The following is a 19,965-nucleotide window of genomic DNA, read 5'->3' as shown; positions in this document are numbered from 1 at the left end:
GCGTAGTTAATATGGCAGGGAGTCTGTAGATATGCCGCGAAATTTCGTTAATTAAGTGTAAATTTCTGCGCTGGAGCCTGTTACTTCACCTTCACCAGCGTACGACCTTGCACCTGGTTATTGATGATGGCATCGGCAAACTTCGGCGCATCCGCCAGCGTAATCTCCGTGGCGGCCTGAGCATAGAAAGAGTCCGGTAGATCCTTAACCAGACGCGCCCAGGCTTCTGCCCGGCGTGCCGGCGGGGTCATCACCGAGTCCACCCCTTGCAAACGAACGTTACGCAGAATAAATGGCATCACCGTCGTCGGCAGAGCGAAACCGCCAGCCAGGCCGCAGGCGGCAACGCAGCCACCGTAGTTCATCTGTGCCAGGACTTTTGCCAGAACTTTGTCGCCAACGGTATCAACTGCACCAGCCCACAGCTGTTTTTCCAACGGGCGAGATTCAGCAAATTCATCGCGGCTAAGGATACGGTTAGCGCCCAGACTCTTCAGGTAGTCGTGAGTGCTTTCGCGACCCGAAACCGCCGCAACCTGATAACCCAGCTTATGCAGTAACGCCACGGCCGTGCTGCCCACGCCGCCGCTGGCGCCGGTGACGACAATCTCACCGTCTTGCGGGCGAATACCTGCATCTTCAAGCGCCATGACGCACAGCATGGCGGTAAAGCCAGCGGTACCGATGACCATGGCTTTACGTCCGTCCAGCCCTTGTGGCAGCGCAACCAGCCAGTCGCCTTTCACGCGTGCGCGTTCGGCCAGTCCACCCCAATGATTTTCACCCACGCCCCAGCCGGTCAGTAAAACTTCCTGACCTGCATGAAAACGGGGATCTTCGCTTGTGCGCACGGTACCGGCGAAATCGATACCAGGAATCATCGGAAAATTGCGAATGATTTTACCCTTGCCGGTGATAGCCAGGGCGTCTTTATAGTTCAGGCTTGACCAGTGGACATCCACCGTCACATCGCCTTCCGGTAGCTGATTTTCGTCGAGGGGTTGAACGGATGCGAGGGTTTTTCCGTCCTGCTGTTCTAAGATCAAAGCCTGCATAACCTGTCCTCAATTCGTATAGTGGATTGGAAAATTATTAATGAAGACTATACTCGCTAATCAAAACATGATGCCGATTCCGCGCAATAAATTGCCAGATATACCTAATTTGGTAGTATGCCCACACTGTTTGTATAAATGGACGGATTTTGCGTTCAGTTTTGCATTTTCGCGCCGCTTTATCACTTTCATGCCTGTTTCATAACTGTCGGAGTTAACACAAGGATGCGATTAACGACGAAATTTTCAGCTTTTGTGACGCTGCTTACAGGGTTAACGATCTTCGTAACTCTGATCGGCTGCTCGCTGAGTTTCTATAACGCGATTCAATATAAGTTCACCACCCGTGTTCAGGCGGTGGCGACAGCGATTGATACGCACCTTGTCTCCCGCGATGTCGTTGCGCTAACCCCGCAAATCGATGAACTGATGGTTTCGGTTGATATCGTGCGCGTCGAACTGCTTCAGGGCGAACACGTGGTGTATGACCACTCCCGAACCAGCAGCTACCGCCCGGCTGGGACGAACAATCTGTATCGTGATGTCACCGTCCCGTTGGTCAAACACCCGGGCATGTCGCTGCGTCTGGTTTATCAGGATCCAATGGGCAACTATTTCCATTCGCTGATGACTACCGCACCGCTCACGTTGGCGATTGCTTTCATTATACTGATGCTCTTTTTGTCTGTGCGCTGGCTTCAGCGTCAGCTTTCAGGTCAAGAGTTGCTGGAGATTCGTTCAACGCGCATTCTTAACGGCGAACGTGGACCGAACGTGCGGGGGACTGTTTATGAATGGCCTGCGCGTACCAGTAGCGCGCTCGATATGCTGCTGACCGAAATTCAAAGTGCCCGCGAGCAACGTAGCCGACTGGATACGCTGATTCGTTCCTATGTGGCGCAGGATACAAAAACCGGGCTAAGCAACCGCCTGTTCTTTGATAACCAACTGGCAACGCTGCTGGAAGATCAGGAAAAAGTGGGATCGCATGGCGTCGTGATGATGGTACGCCTGCCGGACTTTACGCTGCTGCGCGATAGCTGGGGAATTACCCTTGCTGAAGAACAAATTTCAACGCTAATCAATTTGTTGTCGACTTTTATGACGCGCTATCCGGGCGCGTTGCTGGCGCGCTACCACCGTAGCGATTTTGCCATCCTGTTGCCACACCGCACGCTGAAAGAGGCGGAAAGTATTGCCGGGCAATTATTAAAAGCGGTAGATGCGCTTCCGGCTAATAAAATGATCGACCGTGCCGATATGGTTCATATTGGCATTTGTGTTTGCCGCAGCGGTCAGTCGACGGAACAAGTGATGGATCACGCCGAAGCCGCCACGCGGAACTCGGTATTGCAGGGTGGGAACAGTTGGTCGGTCTATGATGACTCACTACCGGAAAAAGGTCGGGGTAACGTACGCTGGCGAACGCTGATCGAACAGATGCTCAGCCGGGGTGGACCCAGAATTTATCAAAAGCCTGCGGTAACCCGTGAAGGACGGGTGCACCACCGGGAGCTGATGTGCCGTATTTTTGATGGCAGCGAAGAGGTTATTTCGGCGGAATATATGCCGATGGTCCTGCAGTTTGGCCTGGCAGAAGAATATGACCGCCTGCAAATCAGCCGTCTGATCTTACTGTTGGGCTATTGGCCGCAGGAAAACCTGGCGATGCAGACAACGGTTGAATCGCTAATTCGCCCACGTTTTCAGCGCTGGCTACGTGATACGCTGATGCAGTGCGAAAAATCATTACGCAAACGCATAATTATTGAACTTGCAGAGGCAGATGTCTGTCAACATATCAGCCGGTTACAGCCCGTCATCAGATTGATGAATGCGCTGGGGGTGCGAATTGCCGTTACGCAGGCGGGTTTAACGCTGGTGAGCACCAGTTGGATCAAAGAGCTTAACGTTGAGTTATTGAAGCTGCATCCAAGCCTGGTGAGGAATATTGATAAGCGAACCGAAAACCAGCTCCTGGTGCAAAGCCTGGTGGAGGCTTGTTCTGGAACACCAACGCAGGTTTACGCCACGGGCGTTCGTTCGCGTAGCGAGTGGCATACGCTGACGGAACGCGGAGTTGCGGGTGGGCAAGGGGATTTTTTTGCCGCATCACAGCCACTTGACACTAACGTGAAAAAATATTCGCAAAGATACTCGGTTTAACCTGCCGTTTAATTCGTTTTCACGTAGAATAACGCGCGCTGTGCCTTCTGGGGGTGTGCTTGTCTGCTCGCCAGGTTGTAACAGCAAACATGCAGGTGAATGACCTTTGACAGGTTGCAAACAAAAGCGAGGAGTGCTGCTGATTTATTCAGCCCTGATGGACTCAGGCCGATTTTGTAACAAAGGAAACGAACTGCACTAATTTTCACCGTAGCAGATGATTTTTGCGCCTTGTCGCTGCTGCGTGTGGTTGGTAAAGTAAGCGGATTTTGTTTTCCGCCCCAGCTTTCAGGATTATCCCTTAGTATGTTGAAAAAATTTCGTGGCATGTTTTCCAATGACCTGTCCATTGACCTGGGTACCGCGAATACCCTTATTTATGTAAAAGGACAAGGCATCGTATTGAATGAGCCTTCTGTTGTGGCCATTCGTCAGGATCGTGCCGGCTCGCCAAAAAGCGTAGCCGCAGTGGGCCATGACGCGAAGCAGATGCTGGGTCGTACACCGGGCAATATCGCTGCCATTCGCCCAATGAAAGACGGCGTTATCGCTGACTTCTTCGTGACTGAAAAAATGCTCCAGCACTTTATCAAACAAGTGCACAGCAACAGCTTCATGCGCCCAAGCCCGCGCGTACTGGTATGTGTACCGGTTGGAGCAACTCAGGTTGAACGCCGCGCGATCCGTGAATCCGCCCAGGGCGCAGGTGCCCGTGAAGTATTCCTGATCGAAGAGCCGATGGCGGCTGCGATCGGGGCGGGTCTGCCAGTTTCTGAAGCAACCGGTTCTATGGTTGTGGATATCGGTGGTGGTACAACTGAAGTTGCGGTTATCTCCCTGAACGGCGTGGTTTACTCCTCTTCTGTACGTATTGGCGGCGACCGCTTCGACGAAGCCATCATTAATTATGTTCGTCGTAACTACGGTTCTCTGATCGGTGAAGCCACCGCAGAACGTATTAAACACGAAATCGGTTCCGCTTATCCGGGCGACGAAGTGCGCGAGATCGAAGTTCGCGGCCGTAACCTGGCAGAAGGTGTTCCACGCGGCTTTACCCTGAACTCCAACGAGATTCTGGAAGCCCTGCAGGAACCGCTGACCGGTATCGTGAGCGCGGTGATGGTTGCACTGGAACAGTGTCCGCCAGAACTGGCGTCTGACATCTCCGAACGCGGCATGGTACTGACCGGTGGCGGTGCTCTGCTGCGTAACCTTGACCGTTTGTTAATGGAAGAAACCGGTATTCCAGTTGTTGTTGCTGAAGATCCGCTGACCTGCGTGGCGCGCGGTGGCGGCAAGGCGCTGGAAATGATCGATATGCACGGCGGCGACCTGTTCAGCGAAGAGTAATCGGATGCAGGTAGGGTAGCCCGCGGGTTGCCCTTCCGCTCTGATACGAGAATACGCATAGACTATGAAGCCAATTTTTAGCCGTGGCCCGTCGCTACAGATTCGCCTTATTCTGGCGGTGCTGGTGGCGCTCGGCGTTATTATTGCCGACAGCCGCCTGGGTACGTTTAGTCAAATCCGAACGTACATGGATACCGCCGTCAGTCCTTTCTACTTTATCTCAAATGGTCCTCGTGAATTACTCGACGGCGTTTCGCAAACGCTGGCTTCGCGTGACCAACTCGAACTTGAAAATCGGGCGTTGCGTCAGGAACTGCTGCTGAAAAACAGCGAGCTGCTGATGCTGGGGCAATATAAACAGGAGAACGCGCGTTTGCGTGAACTGCTGGGATCGCCGCTGCGTCAGGACGAACAAAAGATGGTGACGCAGGTCATCTCAACGGTTAATGACCCTTACAGCGATCAGGTGGTGATCGACAAAGGGAGTGTTAACGGTGTCTACGAAGGTCAACCGGTTATTAGCGACAAAGGCGTTGTGGGTCAGGTCGTAGCGGTGGCTAAACTGACCAGCCGCGTGCTGCTGATTTGCGATGCGACGCATGCTCTGCCCATTCAGGTACTGCGTAACGATATCCGCGTGATCGCTGCCGGTAACGGCTGCACCGACGATCTTCAGCTCGAACACCTGCCGGCCAACACCGACATTCGCGTTGGCGATGTGCTGGTTACCTCGGGTCTGGGGGGACGTTTCCCTGAAGGCTATCCGGTTGGTGTTGTTTCTTCCGTTAAGCTGGACACTCAGCGCGCTTATACCGTGATTCAGGCACGCCCGACCGCAGGTCTGCAGCGTCTGCGTTATCTGCTGCTGTTGTGGGGCGCCGATCGTAACGGCGCAAATCCGATGACGCCAGAGGAAGTGCACCGCGTTGCCAATGAACGTCTGATGCAAATGATGCCGCAAGTTCTGCCTGCACCAGATGCCATGGGGCCGCCTGCGCCAGTGCCAGCTCCCGCAACAGGCGTGACTCCAGCGCCTGCGGGTACCACGCCGCCACAACCTGCTCCGCGTAAGCCGGGAGGACAGTAAGTGGCAAGCTATCGTAGCCAGGGACGTTGGGTGATTTGGCTCTCGTTCCTTATTGCACTGTTGCTGCAAGTCATGCCCTGGCCGGACGATATTCTGGTTTTCCGGCCAAACTGGGTACTGCTCATCTTGTTGTACTGGATCCTGGCGCTGCCGCATCGCGTAAATGTGGGCACGGGGTTTGTGGTGGGTGCCATACTGGATCTCATCAGCGGCTCCACGCTTGGCGTGCGCGCATTGTCGATGAGTATCATTGCTTATCTGGTCGCGCTGAAATTCCAGCTATTCCGTAACCTCGCGCTCTGGCAACAGGCGCTGGTGGTCATGTTGTTATCACTGGTCGTGGATATTATTGTTTTCTGGGCCGAGTTTTTAGTGATCAATGTCTCTTTCAGACCCGAAGTGTTCTGGAGTAGTGTAGTGAATGGTGTGCTTTGGCCATGGCTATTCTTACTGATGCGTAAAGTCCGTCAGCAGTTTGCGGTGCAATAAGGTTGATATGAATACTCTGTATCTTGCTTCTGGTTCTCCACGTCGTCAGGAGCTGCTCGCTCAGCTTGGTGTTACCTTTGAACGGCTGGTGCCTGGGATTGAAGAACAGCGACACCCGCAGGAGAGCGCGCAGCAGTATGTTTCGCGTCTGGCACGCGAAAAAGCGCAGGCTGGCGTGGCGCTGGCGCAGCGCGATTTGCCGGTATTGGGTGCAGATACCATTGTTATCCTTAATGGCGAAGTGCTGGAAAAACCACACGACGTCGCCCATGCCGCAGCAATGCTGCGCAAACTGTCGGGTAAAACGCATCAGGTCATGACCGCCGTGGCATTGGCCGACCGCCGGCACAGTCTGGACTGTCTGGTGGTGACGGATGTGACGTTCAGAGCACTAACCGATGAGGACATCGCGGGCTATGTTGCCAGCGGTGAACCAATGGATAAAGCAGGTGCATACGGTATTCAAGGGTTGGGTGGCTGTTTTGTCAGGAAGATCAATGGCAGCTATCACGCCGTAGTCGGCTTACCGCTGGTAGAAACGTATGAGTTGCTGACCAATTTTAACGCACTGCGTGAGAAAAGGGATAAACATGACGGCTGAATTGTTGGTAAACGTAACGCCATCGGAAACTCGGGTGGCTTACATTGATGGCGGTATTCTGCAGGAAATTCATATTGAACGTGAGGCGCGACGCGGAATCGTAGGCAATATCTACAAAGGTCGTGTAAGTCGTGTACTTCCGGGTATGCAGGCGGCTTTTGTAGATATTGGACTGGATAAAGCCGCATTTCTTCACGCTTCAGACATCATGCCGCACACCGAATGCGTGGCGGGTGAAGAACAAAAACAGTTCACCGTGCGCGACATTTCTGAACTGGTGCGCCAGGGCCAGGATCTGATGGTGCAGGTGGTAAAAGATCCGTTGGGTACTAAGGGCGCACGCCTGACGACGGACATCACGCTTCCTTCCCGTTACCTCGTCTTTATGCCGGGTGCTTCGCACGTTGGCGTTTCCCAACGTATCGAAAGCGAAACTGAACGCGAACGCCTGAAAAAAGTGGTGGCGGACTACTGCGATGAACAGGGCGGATTCATCATTCGCACGGCGGCGGAAGGCGTCTGTGAGGAGGATCTGGCCTCGGATGCTGCCTACCTGAAGCGCGTCTGGACTAAAGTCATGGAGCGTAAAAAGCGCCCGCAAACGCGCTACCAGATGTACGGCGAACTGGCGCTGGCGCAGCGCGTGTTGCGTGATTTTGCCGATGCCCAGCTTGACCGGATCCGCGTTGACTCTCGTCTGACCTATGAAGCGTTGCTGGAGTTCACAGCGGAATATATCCCCGAGATGACCAGCAAGCTGGAACATTACAGCGGGCGCCAGCCCATTTTTGATCTCTTTGACGTTGAGAATGAAATCCAGCGCGCGCTGGAACGCAAGGTTGAACTGAAATCTGGCGGCTATCTGATCATCGATCAAACTGAAGCAATGACCACCGTCGATATCAATACCGGAGCGTTTGTTGGGCATCGTAATCTCGACGACACTATCTTTAATACTAATATTGAAGCAACGCAGGCCATTGCTCGTCAACTGCGTCTGCGTAACCTCGGTGGCATTATCATTATCGATTTTATCGACATGAATAATGAAGACCACCGTCGACGGGTGCTGCACTCTCTGGAACAGGCGCTGAGCAAGGATCGCGTAAAAACCAGCATCAACGGTTTTTCACAGTTGGGCCTGGTGGAGATGACGCGCAAACGCACGCGTGAAAGCGTGGAGCATGTGCTGTGCAACGAGTGTCCGACCTGTCATGGGCGCGGTACGGTGAAAACCGTGGAAACTGTATGCTATGAAATCATGCGCGAAATAGTGCGGGTACACCATGCCTATGACTCCGATCGTTTCCTGGTTTATGCATCTCCGGCAGTGGCTGAAACCCTGAAGGGGGAAGAGTCACATGCGTTGGCAGAAGTGGAAATCTTTGTCGGCAAACAGGTTAAAGTACAAGTCGAACCGCTGTATAACCAGGAGCAGTTCGACGTTGTCATGATGTAATCTGGCCTGGTAAACGCCCAATGGCGATACCTTGCAGCCGGAGAAGGCGTTCACGCCGCCATCCGGCAAGACGGTTTTGTGAGTCACATTTTTTGGTAGACAAGGAGAGGCGCGTGAGGCGATTGCCGGGGATATTACTGCTCACTGGAGCCGCATTCGTTGTCATCGCAGCGCTGCTGGTCAGTGGGCTGCGCCTTGCGCTACCTCATCTTGATAGCTGGCGTCCGGCCATCCTTGGCAAGATTGAATCCGCCACCGGTCTGCCCGTCTCCGCCAGCCAACTTTCCGCTAGCTGGCAAAATTTCGGGCCTACTCTTGAAGCGCGCGATATCCACGCGCAGCTTAAAGACGGCGGTGAATTTTCGGTAAAGCGCGTTACATTAGCGCTGGATGTCTGGCAAAGCTTGCTGCACATGCGCTGGCAGTTTCGCGATCTCACCTTCTGGCAGCTGCACCTGCGTACCAATACCCCCATCCAGCGCAGCGAAAGCGGTGATGGAATTGAAGCCGGCCACCTGAGCGATCTCTTCCTGCGTCAGTTTGATCATTTCGATCTACGCGACAGCCAGATTAGCTTTTTAACCCTCTCAGGCCAGCGTGCAGAACTGGCGATCCCGCAGCTTACCTGGCTTAACGGTAAAAACCGACATCGCGCTGAAGGCCAGGTCAGTCTCTCCAGTCTGACCGGGCAGCACGGTGTTATGCAGGTTCGAATGGATCTGCGTGATGACAACGGGCTGTTGAATAACGGTCGGGTCTGGTTGCAGGCCGACGATATTGACGTCAAGCCGTGGCTGGGTAAATGGATGCAGGATAATGTCGCGTTGCAAACCGCGCGTTTTAGCCTGGAAGCATGGATGACGATCAGAAAAGGTGTCGTTTCCGGCGGCGATGTCTGGCTGAAAAAAGGTGGGGCAAGTTGGCTGGGAGAGAGTCGTACGCACACGCTCTCCGTCGATAACCTGACGGCGCACATCAGCCGCGAACAGTCGGGCTGGCAATTCTCCATTCCCGATACCCGTATCACGATGGATGATAAACCCTGGCCAAGCGGGGCGTTAGCGCTGGCCTGGATCCCTGAACAGGAAGTCGGCGGCGAGAATAACAAACGCAGCGACGAGCTACGCATCCGCGCCAGCAATCTGGAGCTGGCCGGGTTAGAAGGGTTGCGTCCGATGGCGGCCAAGTTATCGCCTGCGCTGGGTGATATCTGGCGGGCCACGCAGCCGAGCGGCAAAATAGATGTGCTGGCGCTGGATATCCCGTTACAGGCAACAGAAAAAACTCGCTTCCAGTCCTCGTGGACCAATCTGGCCTGGAAACAGTGGAAGCTGCTGCCAGGGGCAGAACATTTCTCCGGTACGCTCGCGGGCAGCGTTGAAAACGGGGCGCTCACTGCTTCCATGAAGCAAGCTAAAATGCCGTATGAAACCGTCTTTCGCGCACCGCTGGAAATAGAGGATGGCGTAGCGACGCTAAGCTGGCTGAAGAATGATAAAGGTTTCCAGTTAGATGGGCGCAACATTGATGTTAAAGCGAAAGCGGTACGCGCACGTGGTGGTTTTCGCTATCTGCAGCCCGCCAATGATGAGCCATGGTTGGGCATTCTGGCAGGTATCAGCACCGACGATGGCTCTCAGGCCTGGCGTTACTTCCCGGAAAACCTGATGGGCAAAGAGCTGGTTGATTACCTCAGCGGCGCTATTCAGGGCGGCGAAGCGGATAACGCCACGTTGGTGTATGGCGGCGACCCGCATCTGTTCCCGTATCTACACAATGAAGGGCAGTTCCAGGTACTGGTGCCGCTTCGCAATGCGAAGTTTGCTTTCCAGCCCGACTGGCCCGCGCTGACTGACCTTAATATTGAACTGAACTTCATTAACGATGGTCTGTGGATGAAGACCGATAGCGTTAATCTGGGCGGCGTGAAGGCCAGTAATCTGACGGCTAACATCCCCGACTATGCCAAAGAAAAACTGCTGATTGATGCCGACATCAACGGGCCGGGCAAGGCGGTTGGACCTTATTTTGATGAGACGCCATTGAAGGATTCACTCGGCGCTACGCTTGAGCAGCTGCAGATTGACGGCGATGTGAATGCTCGCTTACATCTTGATATTCCGCTAGACGGCTCGCTGGTTACCGCCAAAGGTGACGTCAACCTGCGTAATAACAGCCTGTTTATTAAACCGCTCGACAGCACGCTGAAGAATTTGAATGGTAAATTCAGCTTTATCAACGGCGATCTGAAGAGCGAGCCGATGACCGCGAACTGGTTTAATCAGCCGCTGAACGTCGACTTTTCCACGACCGAAGGGGCGAAAGCCTATCAGGTAGCTGTGAATCTGCAAGGTGACTGGCAGCCAAGCCGCATGGGGATTTTACCGGCGCAGGTCAACGACGCGTTGAACGGCAGCATAGCGTGGAATGGCAAGGTAGGAATCGATCTTCCGTATCATGCCGGGCCGACCTATAACGTTGAGTTAAAGGGCGATCTCAAGAATGTAAGTAGTCACTTACCTTCTCCGCTGAATAAGGCGGCCGGTGAGGCGTTGCCGGTGAACGTTAAGGCCAACGGCAATCTGCGCAGCTTTGATCTGACCGGCAACGCTGGCAGTAAAAATCATTTTAATAGCCGCTGGCTGCTGAATCAGAAACTGACGCTTGATCGCGCAATCTGGGCGTCGGAAAGCCGCACCGTGCCCGCGTTACCCGATCAACAAGGCATAGAGCTTAATCTTCCCCCTATGGATGGCGCGCAATGGCTGGCGTTATTCCAGAAAGGCGCTGTGGATAACGTGGGCAGCAACGCTAACTTCCCACAGCGCATCACGGTGCGTACGCCATCGTTATCCCTGGGCGGTCAACAGTGGAATAATTTGAGTATCGTTTCTGAGCCTGCGAGCAATGGCTCCAGCGTGCAGGCGCAGGGCCGTGAAATTAACGCCACGCTGGCTATGCGCAATAATGCGCCGTGGCTGGCCAATATTAAGTATCTTTATTACAACCCAAGCGCGGCGAAACCGTCACAGAATAGTACGTCAGCCTCGCCGTTCTCAGCCATCGACAACGTCAGTTTCCGTGGCTGGCCGGACCTTCAGCTGCGCTGTGCCGAGTGCTGGATGTGGGGACAGAAATACGGGCGCATTGACGCCGATGTAGCGATTAAAGGCGACACGCTGACCTTGAGTAACGGTCTGTTGGATACGGGTTTTGCCAGACTGACCACCGACGGCGTGTGGGTGAATGCGCCGGGCAAGGAGCGAACGTCGCTGAAGGGTAAACTGAGCGGCAACAAAATTGACTCCGCAGCCGGTTTCTTTGGCGTATCAACGCCGATTCGCAATTCTTCATTCAACGTGGAGTATGATCTGCATTGGCGTAATCCGCCGTGGGATCCTGATGTAGCCTCGCTGAATGGTATTTTGCGTACCCGGCTGGGCAAAGGCGAACTTACCGAACTCAGTACCGGACATGCTGGGCAACTGTTACGTCTGCTAAGCTTCGATGCGTTACTGCGTAAACTGCGCTTTGATTTTAGCGACACCTTCAGCGAAGGCTTCTATTTCGACTCGATTCGCAGCACGGCGTGGATCAAAGATGGCGTGATGCATACCGACGACACGCTGGTGGACGGTCTGGAGGCCGACATTGCGATGAAAGGTTCGGTGAACCTGGTACGCCGGGAGCTGGACATGGAAGCCATCGTCGCACCAGAAATATCTGCCACCGTAGGGGTTGCCGCCGCGTTTGCCGTCAACCCGATTGTTGGTGCGGCGGTGTTTGCCGCCAGTAAGGTGCTGGGGCCTCTGTGGAGCAAAGTCTCGATTCTGCGCTATCGCATCACCGGTCCGGTCGATAAGCCGCAAATTAATGAAGTTCTGCGTCAGCCGCGCAAAGAAAGCCAGCAATGATTTGACGGGGGCGAGTAATTGCCCCAATCTCAGTACATAGTATTGCCGGATGGCGCAGCGCTTATCCGGCCTACAGCAGCCTAACAACGTAGGCCGGATAAGGCGTTTTTTCCGCTATCCGGCAGAATTAAATGAGTAATCAAAACGATGAGTCTGAACCTGGTAAGTGAACAATTGCTAGCGGCAAATGGCCTGAAACATCAGGATCTGTTTGCCATCCTGGGCCAACTGGCCGAACGCCGTCTTGATTACGGCGATCTCTATTTTCAGTCGAGCTATCACGAATCCTGGGTTTTAGAAGACCGCATCATTAAAGATGGTTCTTACAATATCGATCAGGGCGTTGGCGTGCGCGCCATCAGCGGCGAGAAAACAGGGTTTGCCTATGCAGACCAGATTAGCCTGTTGGCGCTGGAACAAAGCGCTCATGCCGCGCGTACTATCGTGCGTGACAACGGTGACGGCAAAGTAAAAACGCTGGGGGCCGTGGAGCATCAGGCGCTTTACACCTCGGTTGATCCGTTGCAGAGCATGAGCCGCGAAGAAAAACTCGATATCCTGCGCCGCGTAGACAACGTGGCCCGTGCCGCCGACAAACGCGTCCAGGAAGTGACCGCCAGCCTGACCGGTGTTTATGAACTGATCCTGGTGGCCGCGACTGATGGTACGCTGGCCGCTGACGTCCGCCCGCTGGTACGTTTGTCCGTAAGCGTACAGGTCGAAGAGGACGGTAAGCGTGAGCGCGGCGCCAGCGGTGGCGGCGGTCGTTTTGGCTATGACTATTTCCTTGGCGACCTTGATGGTGAAGTCCGTGCCGACGCGTGGGCGAAAGAGGCCGTACGGATGGCGTTAGTCAATCTGTCCGCGGTAGCAGCGCCTGCTGGTACGCTGCCGGTGGTACTCGGCGCTGGCTGGCCTGGCGTTCTGCTGCATGAAGCGGTCGGTCATGGTCTGGAAGGTGATTTTAACCGCCGTGGCACCTCGGTATTCAGCGGTCACATGGGTGAGCTGGTGGCATCAGAACTGTGTACCGTTGTGGATGATGGCACAATGGCGGACCGTCGTGGTTCCGTGGCTATCGATGACGAAGGGACACCGGGTCAGTACAACGTGCTGATCGAAAACGGCATTCTGAAAGGCTACATGCAGGACAAACTGAATGCGCGCCTGATGGGCGTAGCGCCAACGGGTAACGGTCGCCGTGAATCTTACGCGCACCTGCCAATGCCGCGTATGACCAACACCTATATGCTGCCGGGGAAATCCACGCCGCAGGAAATCATCGAATCCGTTGAATACGGTATTTATGCGCCTAACTTTGGCGGCGGTCAGGTGGATATCACCTCCGGGAAATTTGTATTCTCGACGTCCGAAGCGTATCTGATTGAAAACGGTAAAGTGACCAAACCGGTGAAAGGCGCAACGCTGATTGGCTCCGGTATCGAAGCGATGCAGCAGATTTCGATGGTGGGTAACGACCTGAAACTGGATAACGGGGTTGGCGTTTGCGGTAAAGAAGGACAAAGCTTGCCGGTGGGCGTGGGCCAGCCGACGCTGAAGGTGGATAACTTGACCGTAGGTGGCACCGCGTAACGACCCGGTCGCCGGATAACGCTCAGCGTATCCGGCCAGGAATGTGCGTTGGCACTGAATGTAGGCCCGGTAAGCAAAGCGCTACCGGGCTTTTTTATTTCTCTTTTCTCCGGCCGTACATCCCCTGAAACAGCTGCGCCACATCGACAAAATAATCCGTCAGATAGTTAATCACCACCTGGACCTTGAGCGGTAGTTTGTCTTTTTCGGTATACAGCGCATAGACCGGACGTGGATCCGACTGGTAGCGGGGCAGCAGGATCTCCACTTCGCCACGATTGATCTCATTGATCACCCACATCAGCGGCACATAGGCAATGCCCGCGCCTGCGGCCAGCCAGCGCACCAGCGTCATCGGATCGTTAGTCACGAAGCGCCCCTCCGGGATCAGGCGGGTAGAGATCCCCTCCGGAGCGATAAGTTCGAATTCATTATCCGGGCGCACGCTGTATTCCAGCCACGAGTGGTTGCTGAGATCGGCGGGTTTTTCCGGCACGCCAAACAGCGCGAGATAGCTTTTAGCGGCGCAGACCACCATCGGCATAGTTCCCAGGCGACGTGAAAACAGGCTGGAGTCCTGCAACGCGCCGACGCGAATAACCACGTCCAGACCGTCGGCGATTAAATCCGGTGCCGGGATGCCTGTTACCAGATTTACCGTCAATCCTGGATACTCTTTCAGCATCGTTGCGGTCAACCCAGCGAGGACATTTTGTGCCATGGTTGAAGAACAGCCAATGCGCAAGGTGCCGATGGGCGTGTTGTTAAAGGCATAAAGCTGTTCGTGAACATCCTGTGCTTCGTGCAGCATCCGGCGGCAACCCTGATAATAAATTTTACCGGCTTCAGTTAGCCCAATGCTGCGTGTGCTGCGGTTTAGCAGCTTGACCTGTAGCTCATCTTCCAGTTTAGAGACCGTCTGGCTTATCGATGAAACGCTCATTTGTAACTGTCTTGCGGCGGCGGTGAAGGAGCCCAGTTCGACAACTTTGGCAAACACCGACATACGTTTTAATCGTTCCATTGTTCACTCTGACTTAAAAGTGATTTAGATCACATAATATAGATAACAGCATAACAGTTACGTTAATATATTATTATTCAAATAACAGCTATGTCGCTCTCGCCTGGCTCATCCTTGCCCTTCTCTGCGGTGACATACGCTAGAAAATCTATCACCTGCACTCTCTTAAGCTACCAAGGTCAACATGAGTCTGTTTCCCGTTATCGTGGTGTTTGGTCTGTCCTTCCCACCGATTTTTTTCGAATTACTTTTGTCACTGGCGATTTTCTGGCTGGTGCGCCGGGTACTGGTTCCAACTGGCATCTATGATTTTGTCTGGCACCCGGCTCTGTTTAACACCGCGCTGTATTGCTGCCTGTTTTATTTAATAACGCGCCTGTTCGTTTGAGGTTGAAGTGAAAACACTAACAAGAAAACTCTCCCGTACGGCCACGACTCTCGTACTGGTCATTCTGGCCTTCATCGCCATTTTCCGCGCATGGGTGTTCTACACCGAGTCGCCGTGGACGCGTGATGCGCGCTTCAGCGCCGACGTTGTGGCAATAGCCCCGGATGTTGCCGGGCTTATCACTAACGTCAACGTTCATGATAATCAACTGGTGAAGAAAGACCAGGTTCTGTTTACCATCGATCAGCCGCGCTATAAAAAAGCGCTCGAAGAAGCGGAAGCAGACGTCGCCTACTATCAGGTGTTATCACAGGAAAAACGCCAGGAGGCCAGCCGTCGTAACCGGCTAGGCGTGCAGGCTATGTCTCGTGAAGAGATCGACCAGTCAAACAATGTCCTGCAAACCGTATTACATCAGCTTGCGAAAGCGCAGGCGACCCGCGACCTGGCGAAATTAGATCTGGAACGTACCGTCATTCGCGCGCCAGCAGATGGCTGGGTGACTAACCTGAACGTCTACAGCGGCGAATTTATTACTCGCGGCTCTACGGCGGTGGCGTTGGTCAAACAGCATTCTTTTTATGTGCTGGCCTATATGGAAGAAACCAAGCTGGAAGGCGTCCGCCCTGGGTATCGCGCAGAGATCACCCCGCTGGGCAGTAATCATGTGCTGAAGGGCACCGTTGATAGCGTGGCGGCTGGCGTAACGAATGCCAGCAGCACTCGGGACGCAAAGGGTATGGCGACCATTGATTCCAATCTTGAATGGGTGCGCCTGGCGCAGCGTGTACCGGTGCGAATTCGTCTTGATGAGCAGCAGGGCACCCTGTGGCCTGCGGGGACTACGGCTACCGTCGTCATTACCGGCAAGCAGGATCGCGATGCAAGCCGGGAATCCTTCTTCCGTAAAATGGCGCACCGCCTGCGCGAGTTTGGCTAATCGTGATGGGCATTTTCTCTATTGCCAACCAGCATATCCGCTTTGCGGTAAAACTGGCATGCGCGATTGTACTGGCGCTGTTCGTTGGCTTTCACTTCCAACTTGAGACCCCGCGCTGGGCGGTGCTGACCGCCGCCATTGTGGCGGCTGGCCCGGCCTTTGCCGCTGGCGGAGAGCCCTATTCTGGTGCTATACGCTATCGCGGCATGCTGCGTATTGTCGGGACATTTATTGGCTGTATTGCTGCACTGATCATTATCATCAGCATGATCCGCGCCCCGTTATTGATGATCCTGGTGTGTTGTATCTGGGCCGGTTTTTGTACCTGGATCTCGTCGCTTGTGAAGATCGAAAACTCCTATGCCTGGGGACTTTCGGGCTATACGGCGCTGATCATCGTCATTACCATCCAGGCTGAACCGCTGCTGACGCCGCAATTTGCGCTCGAACGCTGTAGTGAAATAGTGATGGGGATTGTCTGTGCTATTGTGGCCGATCTGCTCTTTTCGCCCCGTTCGGTGAAACAGGAGATTGATGTCGAACTGGACAGCCTGCTGGTGGCGCAGTATCAGCTTATGCAGCTATGCATTAAGCATGGTGACAGTGAAGAAGTGGACAAAGCCTGGGGCGATTTAGTCCGGCGTACGGCGGCGCTGGAAGGCATGCGAAGTAACCTGAATATGGAGTCCTCACGCTGGGGGCGGGCTAACCGCAGGCTCAAAGCATTGAACACGCTGTCACTCACGCTCATCACGCAGTCCTGCGAAACCTATCTTATTCAGAACACTCGACCCGAACTGATCACTGATACCTTCCGCGAGTTGTTCAATATGCCGGTTGAAACGGTGCAGGATGTTCATAAACAGTTGAAGCGGATGCGGCGGGTGATTGCCTGGACCGGTGAACGCGAAACGCCGATTACGATATATAGTTGGGCTGGCGCCGCGACGCGCTACCTGTTGCTCAAACGCGGTGTACTGAGTAATACCAAAATTAGCGCCACGGAAGAAGAGATCCTGCAAGGTGAGCCAGTAGTGAAGGTGGAGTCTGCCGAGCGCCATCATGCGATGGTCAACTTCTGGCGCACCACGCTTTCTTGTGTGCTGGGAACTTTATTCTGGCTGTGGACCGGATGGACCTCCGGCAGCGGCGCAATGGTGATGATTGCGGTTGTCACTTCGCTGGCAATGCGTTTGCCCAACCCGCGCATGGTGGCGATAGACTTTATTTACGGTACGTTGGCGGCGTTACCGCTCGGGGCGCTCTATTTCCTGGTGATTATCCCCAATACGCAACAAAGCATGTTGTTACTGTGCCTGAGCCTGGCGGTGCTGGGGTTCTTTCTGGGTATAGAGGTACAGAAACGACGGCTGGGATCAATGGGGGCGCTGGCCAGCACTATTAATATCATCGTGCTGGATAACCCGATGACCTTCCACTTTAGCCAGTTCCTTGATAGTGCGCTGGGGCAAATTGTTGGCTGCGTGCTGGCATTTATCGTCATTCTGTTGGTGCGCGATAACTCTCGTGACAGAACGGGTCGCGTGTTGCTCAACCAGTTTGTCTCGGCGGCGGTTTCAGCGATGACCACCAACGTGGTACGTCGTAAAGAAAACCATCTCCCGGCGCTTTATCAGCAGCTGTTTTTGCTGATGAACAAATTTCCCGGCGACCTGGCGAAGTTTCGCCTGGCGCTGACGATGATCATTGCGCATCAGCGCTTGCGCGATGCGCCGATACCGGTAAACGAGGATCTATCCGCGTTCCATCGCCAGCTTCGTCGCACTGCGGATCACGTGATTTCCGCAGGAAACGACGACAAGCGCCGACGCTACTTTAGCCAGTTGCTGGAAGAGCTTGAGATCTATCAGGAGAAATTAATCATCTGGCAAGCGCCACCGCAGGTGACCGAGCCGGTAAAACGACTTAGCGGGATGCTGCACAAATACCAGCATGCGCTAACCAGTAATTAAGAGTTGGAAACCGACGCTAAAGGCGTCGGTTTTTTTATGGCTATACTTACCTGAAAATGCAGGAGGTTCCTGCATATTGATGGTCTGTAGAGTGACTGGCGTCGGGATGGTGGCTATAGATGAACATCTATACATTTGATTTTGACGAGATAGAAGACCAGGGGGATTTCTACCGTGAGTTTACGCGCGCGTTCGGTCTCGCCCGGGAAAAGGTGGTTGATTTAGATTCTCTGTGGGAGGTGGTTATCGGGGACGTTTTACCGCTGCCGCTGGAGATTGAATTTGTTCATTTGCCGGACAAGCTACGCAGGCGATACGGCGCGCTGATTTTACTGTTCGATGAAGCGGAAGAAGAGCTGGAAGGACAGCTGCGCTTTAACGTTCGTCACTCAATGTAAGGCATAAAAAAGCCCCCGGCAGGCGGGGGCAAGTCGTCGGACTAGACGACGAGGGTTTATTTGTAGAGTTCTGCAGTTGCGTGCCAGTGAGCGCCTTCACGGAGTTCGGTGACGCGATAGCTGCTGGCACCCGCTTTTTCAGCTTTAGCGGCGATGGCCTGACGCATGTCCATTGGTGAGCTACCGATCTGAGATACGGAGATGCTGCCCATGGATTGCAGGTTCTGTGCTTCTTGTGAGTTCACCTGAGTCACTGCGGCGCTTGCACCGAAAGAGAGAACAGAAAGAAGGCTTAAGGTTGCAATAGTCGTTTTGATTTTCATGATATTTACCTCGTCGAATTCTTTTATTGGGGGTCTGCGTTTCGTGACCCTCATCACAAAATCAAGTATACACTAATCACTCGATAAATTAATACCACGCTAATTGTTTCCATGCGGATTAAGTGTTAAGAAAAATATTTTTTATAACCAAACAGAATTAAAAATAGGGTTTTAAACATCGGTTTTATAATAAATTCAATTAAATCATTGAGATATGAATTTTTGCAAAATGTGCGTTTTTAACTCTTCATATTCGCTATGTGAATGACTTTTGACGGTTAAACGCACCATTTGTTAAATCAATGACAGTGGATAATAGAGGGAGGAGGGTGGATACAGAGGTTTTTCCCCCGCCGCGAGGCGACGGGGAGGAAGTATTACAGCTCTTGTTCAAACAGTTCCAGAATGGCTTCGTACAAATCTTTTACCGTAAAACCCTTAGCTGGGGTGGTGAAGATGGTATCGTCACCGGCAATTGTACCCAGAATCCCTTCCGCTTTACCTAATGAGTCCAGCAGACGTGCAATCAACTGAGCAGCGCCAGGGCTGGTATGAATAACCACAACTGCATCGTTGTAATCGATATCCAATACCAGATTTTTCAGTGGACTGGATGTTGTAGGTACCCCTAACTCTGCCGGCAGGCAGTACACCATTTCCATTTTCGCATTGCGGGTACGCACGGCGCCGAACTTGGTCAGCATGCGAGAAACCTTGGACTGATTGATATTATCAAAGCCCTGATCCTGCAACGCGAGGACGATTTCGCCCTGAGAGCTGAACTTTTCTTCTTTAAGCAGCGCTTTAAACGCCTTTACTAATTCTTCTTGTTTTGCCGAGCTTCGCATAAGTCACCCGTAATATGGCGGTAGAAACAACATTATTGTGCATACAGATGAATTTTTATGCAAACAGTCTGCCTTGTTCAAGGCTGAAATAATGTTATGAAAGAGCGGAATTTTATCAAATTTCGTTATCAAGAAACATGCCTGTGTCACGGCTCGCAAATAAGGTTAAAAGTAAATTAAATGTTATCAAATTGATGTTGTTTTGAGAGGTGGGTAGGGTATATTGTCAGCACCTGTTGGAAAGTTGCTCTACTGTGCGGGTGGTTTTGAATTACGTAACTTAGGTTTTATTTTACGTAAGTTAAATGCATAAAAGCCAAATTTGCGTGACTACGCATTCTTGACGCGTGGTTGTTG

At 53.3% G+C, this 19,965-nt stretch carries 16 protein-coding genes; 12 read left to right on the top strand and 4 right to left on the bottom strand.

Features of this window, described 5'->3' with window-relative positions:
- Window positions 1-80 precede the first annotated feature (80 nt).
- On the bottom strand, window positions 81-1,055 hold the full coding sequence (locus tag WC7_RS04500; protein WP_016154718.1) for an acrylyl-CoA reductase (NADPH): 975 nt from the start codon (window positions 1,053-1,055) through the stop codon (window positions 81-83).
- Between the two features lie 225 nt (window positions 1,056-1,280).
- On the opposite strand from WC7_RS04500, the gene csrD reads away from it, so the two are divergent.
- The 8 genes from csrD (at window position 1,281) to tldD (ending at window position 13,714) form a co-directional block, all read left to right on the top strand.
- Window positions 1,281-3,221 carry an RNase E specificity factor CsrD gene (gene csrD / locus WC7_RS04505; protein WP_016154717.1) on the top strand — a complete coding sequence of 647 codons (1,941 nt, stop codon included), beginning with the start codon at window positions 1,281-1,283 and terminating at the stop codon, window positions 3,219-3,221.
- Between the two features lie 306 nt (window positions 3,222-3,527).
- Entirely contained in the window at window positions 3,528-4,571 is a 1,044-nt protein-coding gene (gene mreB, locus WC7_RS04510; protein WP_000913396.1) for a rod shape-determining protein MreB, read from the top strand.
- 64 nt (window positions 4,572-4,635) lie between these two features.
- Window positions 4,636-5,658 (top strand): rod shape-determining protein MreC, encoded by a 1,023-nt coding sequence (gene mreC, locus WC7_RS04515; RefSeq protein ID WP_016154716.1) that lies wholly within the window; start codon window positions 4,636-4,638, stop codon window positions 5,656-5,658.
- Window positions 5,659-6,147, top strand: coding sequence for a rod shape-determining protein MreD (mreD, locus tag WC7_RS04520; protein WP_003025196.1), 489 nt, complete (start codon window positions 5,659-5,661; stop codon window positions 6,145-6,147).
- Between the two features lie 7 nt (window positions 6,148-6,154).
- Window positions 6,155-6,748, top strand: coding sequence for a Maf family protein (locus WC7_RS04525; protein WP_016154715.1), 594 nt, complete (start codon window positions 6,155-6,157; stop codon window positions 6,746-6,748).
- A complete protein-coding gene (rng, locus tag WC7_RS04530; protein WP_003828822.1) occupies window positions 6,738-8,207 on the top strand; it encodes a ribonuclease G in 1,470 nt (489 codons plus the stop codon). The genes WC7_RS04525 and rng overlap by 11 nt, the downstream gene beginning before the upstream one ends.
- A gap of 113 nt (window positions 8,208-8,320) precedes the next feature.
- A complete protein-coding gene (gene yhdP, locus WC7_RS04535; RefSeq protein WP_016154714.1) occupies window positions 8,321-12,121 on the top strand; it encodes an AsmA2 domain-containing protein YhdP in 3,801 nt (1,266 codons plus the stop codon).
- Between the two features lie 147 nt (window positions 12,122-12,268).
- A complete protein-coding gene (tldD, locus tag WC7_RS04540) occupies window positions 12,269-13,714 on the top strand; it encodes a metalloprotease TldD (RefSeq protein WP_016154713.1) in 1,446 nt (481 codons plus the stop codon).
- A 94-nt stretch (window positions 13,715-13,808) separates the two neighbouring features.
- Here tldD and aaeR read toward each other — a convergent pair whose 3' ends face one another.
- Window positions 13,809-14,738, bottom strand: coding sequence for an HTH-type transcriptional activator AaeR (gene aaeR / locus WC7_RS04545; RefSeq protein WP_016154712.1), 930 nt, complete (start codon window positions 14,736-14,738; stop codon window positions 13,809-13,811).
- A 184-nt stretch (window positions 14,739-14,922) separates the two neighbouring features.
- On the opposite strand from aaeR, the gene aaeX reads away from it, so the two are divergent.
- The 4 genes from aaeX to WC7_RS04565 all read left to right on the top strand — a co-directional run bounded on the left by aaeX (window position 14,923) and on the right by WC7_RS04565 (window position 18,437).
- Entirely contained in the window at window positions 14,923-15,126 is a 204-nt protein-coding gene (gene aaeX / locus WC7_RS04550) for a p-hydroxybenzoic acid efflux pump operon protein AaeX (protein WP_003025177.1), read from the top strand.
- 7 nt (window positions 15,127-15,133) lie between these two features.
- On the top strand, window positions 15,134-16,066 hold the full coding sequence (gene aaeA / locus WC7_RS04555; RefSeq protein ID WP_016154711.1) for a p-hydroxybenzoic acid efflux pump subunit AaeA: 933 nt from the start codon (window positions 15,134-15,136) through the stop codon (window positions 16,064-16,066).
- Between the two features lie 5 nt (window positions 16,067-16,071).
- Window positions 16,072-18,039: a p-hydroxybenzoic acid efflux pump subunit AaeB gene (gene aaeB, locus WC7_RS04560; protein WP_016154710.1), complete on the top strand. Its 1,968-nt coding sequence runs from the start codon at window positions 16,072-16,074 to the stop codon at window positions 18,037-18,039.
- Window positions 18,040-18,158: 119 nt separating this feature from the next.
- Window positions 18,159-18,437: a barstar family protein gene (locus tag WC7_RS04565; protein ID WP_016154709.1), complete on the top strand. Its 279-nt coding sequence runs from the start codon at window positions 18,159-18,161 to the stop codon at window positions 18,435-18,437.
- A gap of 56 nt (window positions 18,438-18,493) precedes the next feature.
- Here the strand turns inward: WC7_RS04565 and yhcN are convergent, their stop codons facing one another.
- Window positions 18,494-18,760 (bottom strand): peroxide/acid stress response protein YhcN, encoded by a 267-nt coding sequence (gene yhcN, locus WC7_RS04570; protein WP_003025165.1) that lies wholly within the window; start codon window positions 18,758-18,760, stop codon window positions 18,494-18,496.
- Between the two features lie 377 nt (window positions 18,761-19,137).
- Complete coding sequence (argR, locus tag WC7_RS04575) at window positions 19,138-19,608, bottom strand: transcriptional regulator ArgR (RefSeq protein ID WP_003025162.1); 471 nt, start codon at window positions 19,606-19,608, stop codon at window positions 19,138-19,140.
- Between the last annotated feature and the right edge of the window lie 357 nt (window positions 19,609-19,965).

It is taken from the genome of Citrobacter sp. KTE151, assembly GCF_000398845.1.
Lineage (GTDB): Bacteria > Pseudomonadota > Gammaproteobacteria > Enterobacterales > Enterobacteriaceae > Citrobacter > Citrobacter braakii.
This window is presented reverse-complemented; position numbering and strand designations above follow the sequence as displayed.

Coding starts and splice junctions, on each gene's coding strand:
- WC7_RS04500 (WP_016154718.1), bottom strand. CDS start 1,055: ATGCAGGCTTTGATCTTAGAACAGCAGGACGGAAAAACCCTCGCATCC.
- mreC (WP_016154716.1), top strand. CDS start 4,636: ATGAAGCCAATTTTTAGCCGTGGCCCGTCGCTACAGATTCGCCTTATT.
- rng (WP_003828822.1), top strand. CDS start 6,738: ATGACGGCTGAATTGTTGGTAAACGTAACGCCATCGGAAACTCGGGTG.
- aaeX (WP_003025177.1), top strand. CDS start 14,923: ATGAGTCTGTTTCCCGTTATCGTGGTGTTTGGTCTGTCCTTCCCACCG.
- tldD (WP_016154713.1), top strand. CDS start 12,269: ATGAGTCTGAACCTGGTAAGTGAACAATTGCTAGCGGCAAATGGCCTG.
- aaeB (WP_016154710.1), top strand. CDS start 16,072: ATGGGCATTTTCTCTATTGCCAACCAGCATATCCGCTTTGCGGTAAAA.
- WC7_RS04525 (WP_016154715.1), top strand. CDS start 6,155: ATGAATACTCTGTATCTTGCTTCTGGTTCTCCACGTCGTCAGGAGCTG.
- WC7_RS04565 (WP_016154709.1), top strand. CDS start 18,159: ATGAACATCTATACATTTGATTTTGACGAGATAGAAGACCAGGGGGAT.
- argR (WP_003025162.1), bottom strand. CDS start 19,608: ATGCGAAGCTCGGCAAAACAAGAAGAATTAGTAAAGGCGTTTAAAGCG.
- yhcN (WP_003025165.1), bottom strand. CDS start 18,760: ATGAAAATCAAAACGACTATTGCAACCTTAAGCCTTCTTTCTGTTCTC.
- aaeR (WP_016154712.1), bottom strand. CDS start 14,738: ATGGAACGATTAAAACGTATGTCGGTGTTTGCCAAAGTTGTCGAACTG.
- csrD (WP_016154717.1), top strand. CDS start 1,281: ATGCGATTAACGACGAAATTTTCAGCTTTTGTGACGCTGCTTACAGGG.
- mreB (WP_000913396.1), top strand. CDS start 3,528: ATGTTGAAAAAATTTCGTGGCATGTTTTCCAATGACCTGTCCATTGAC.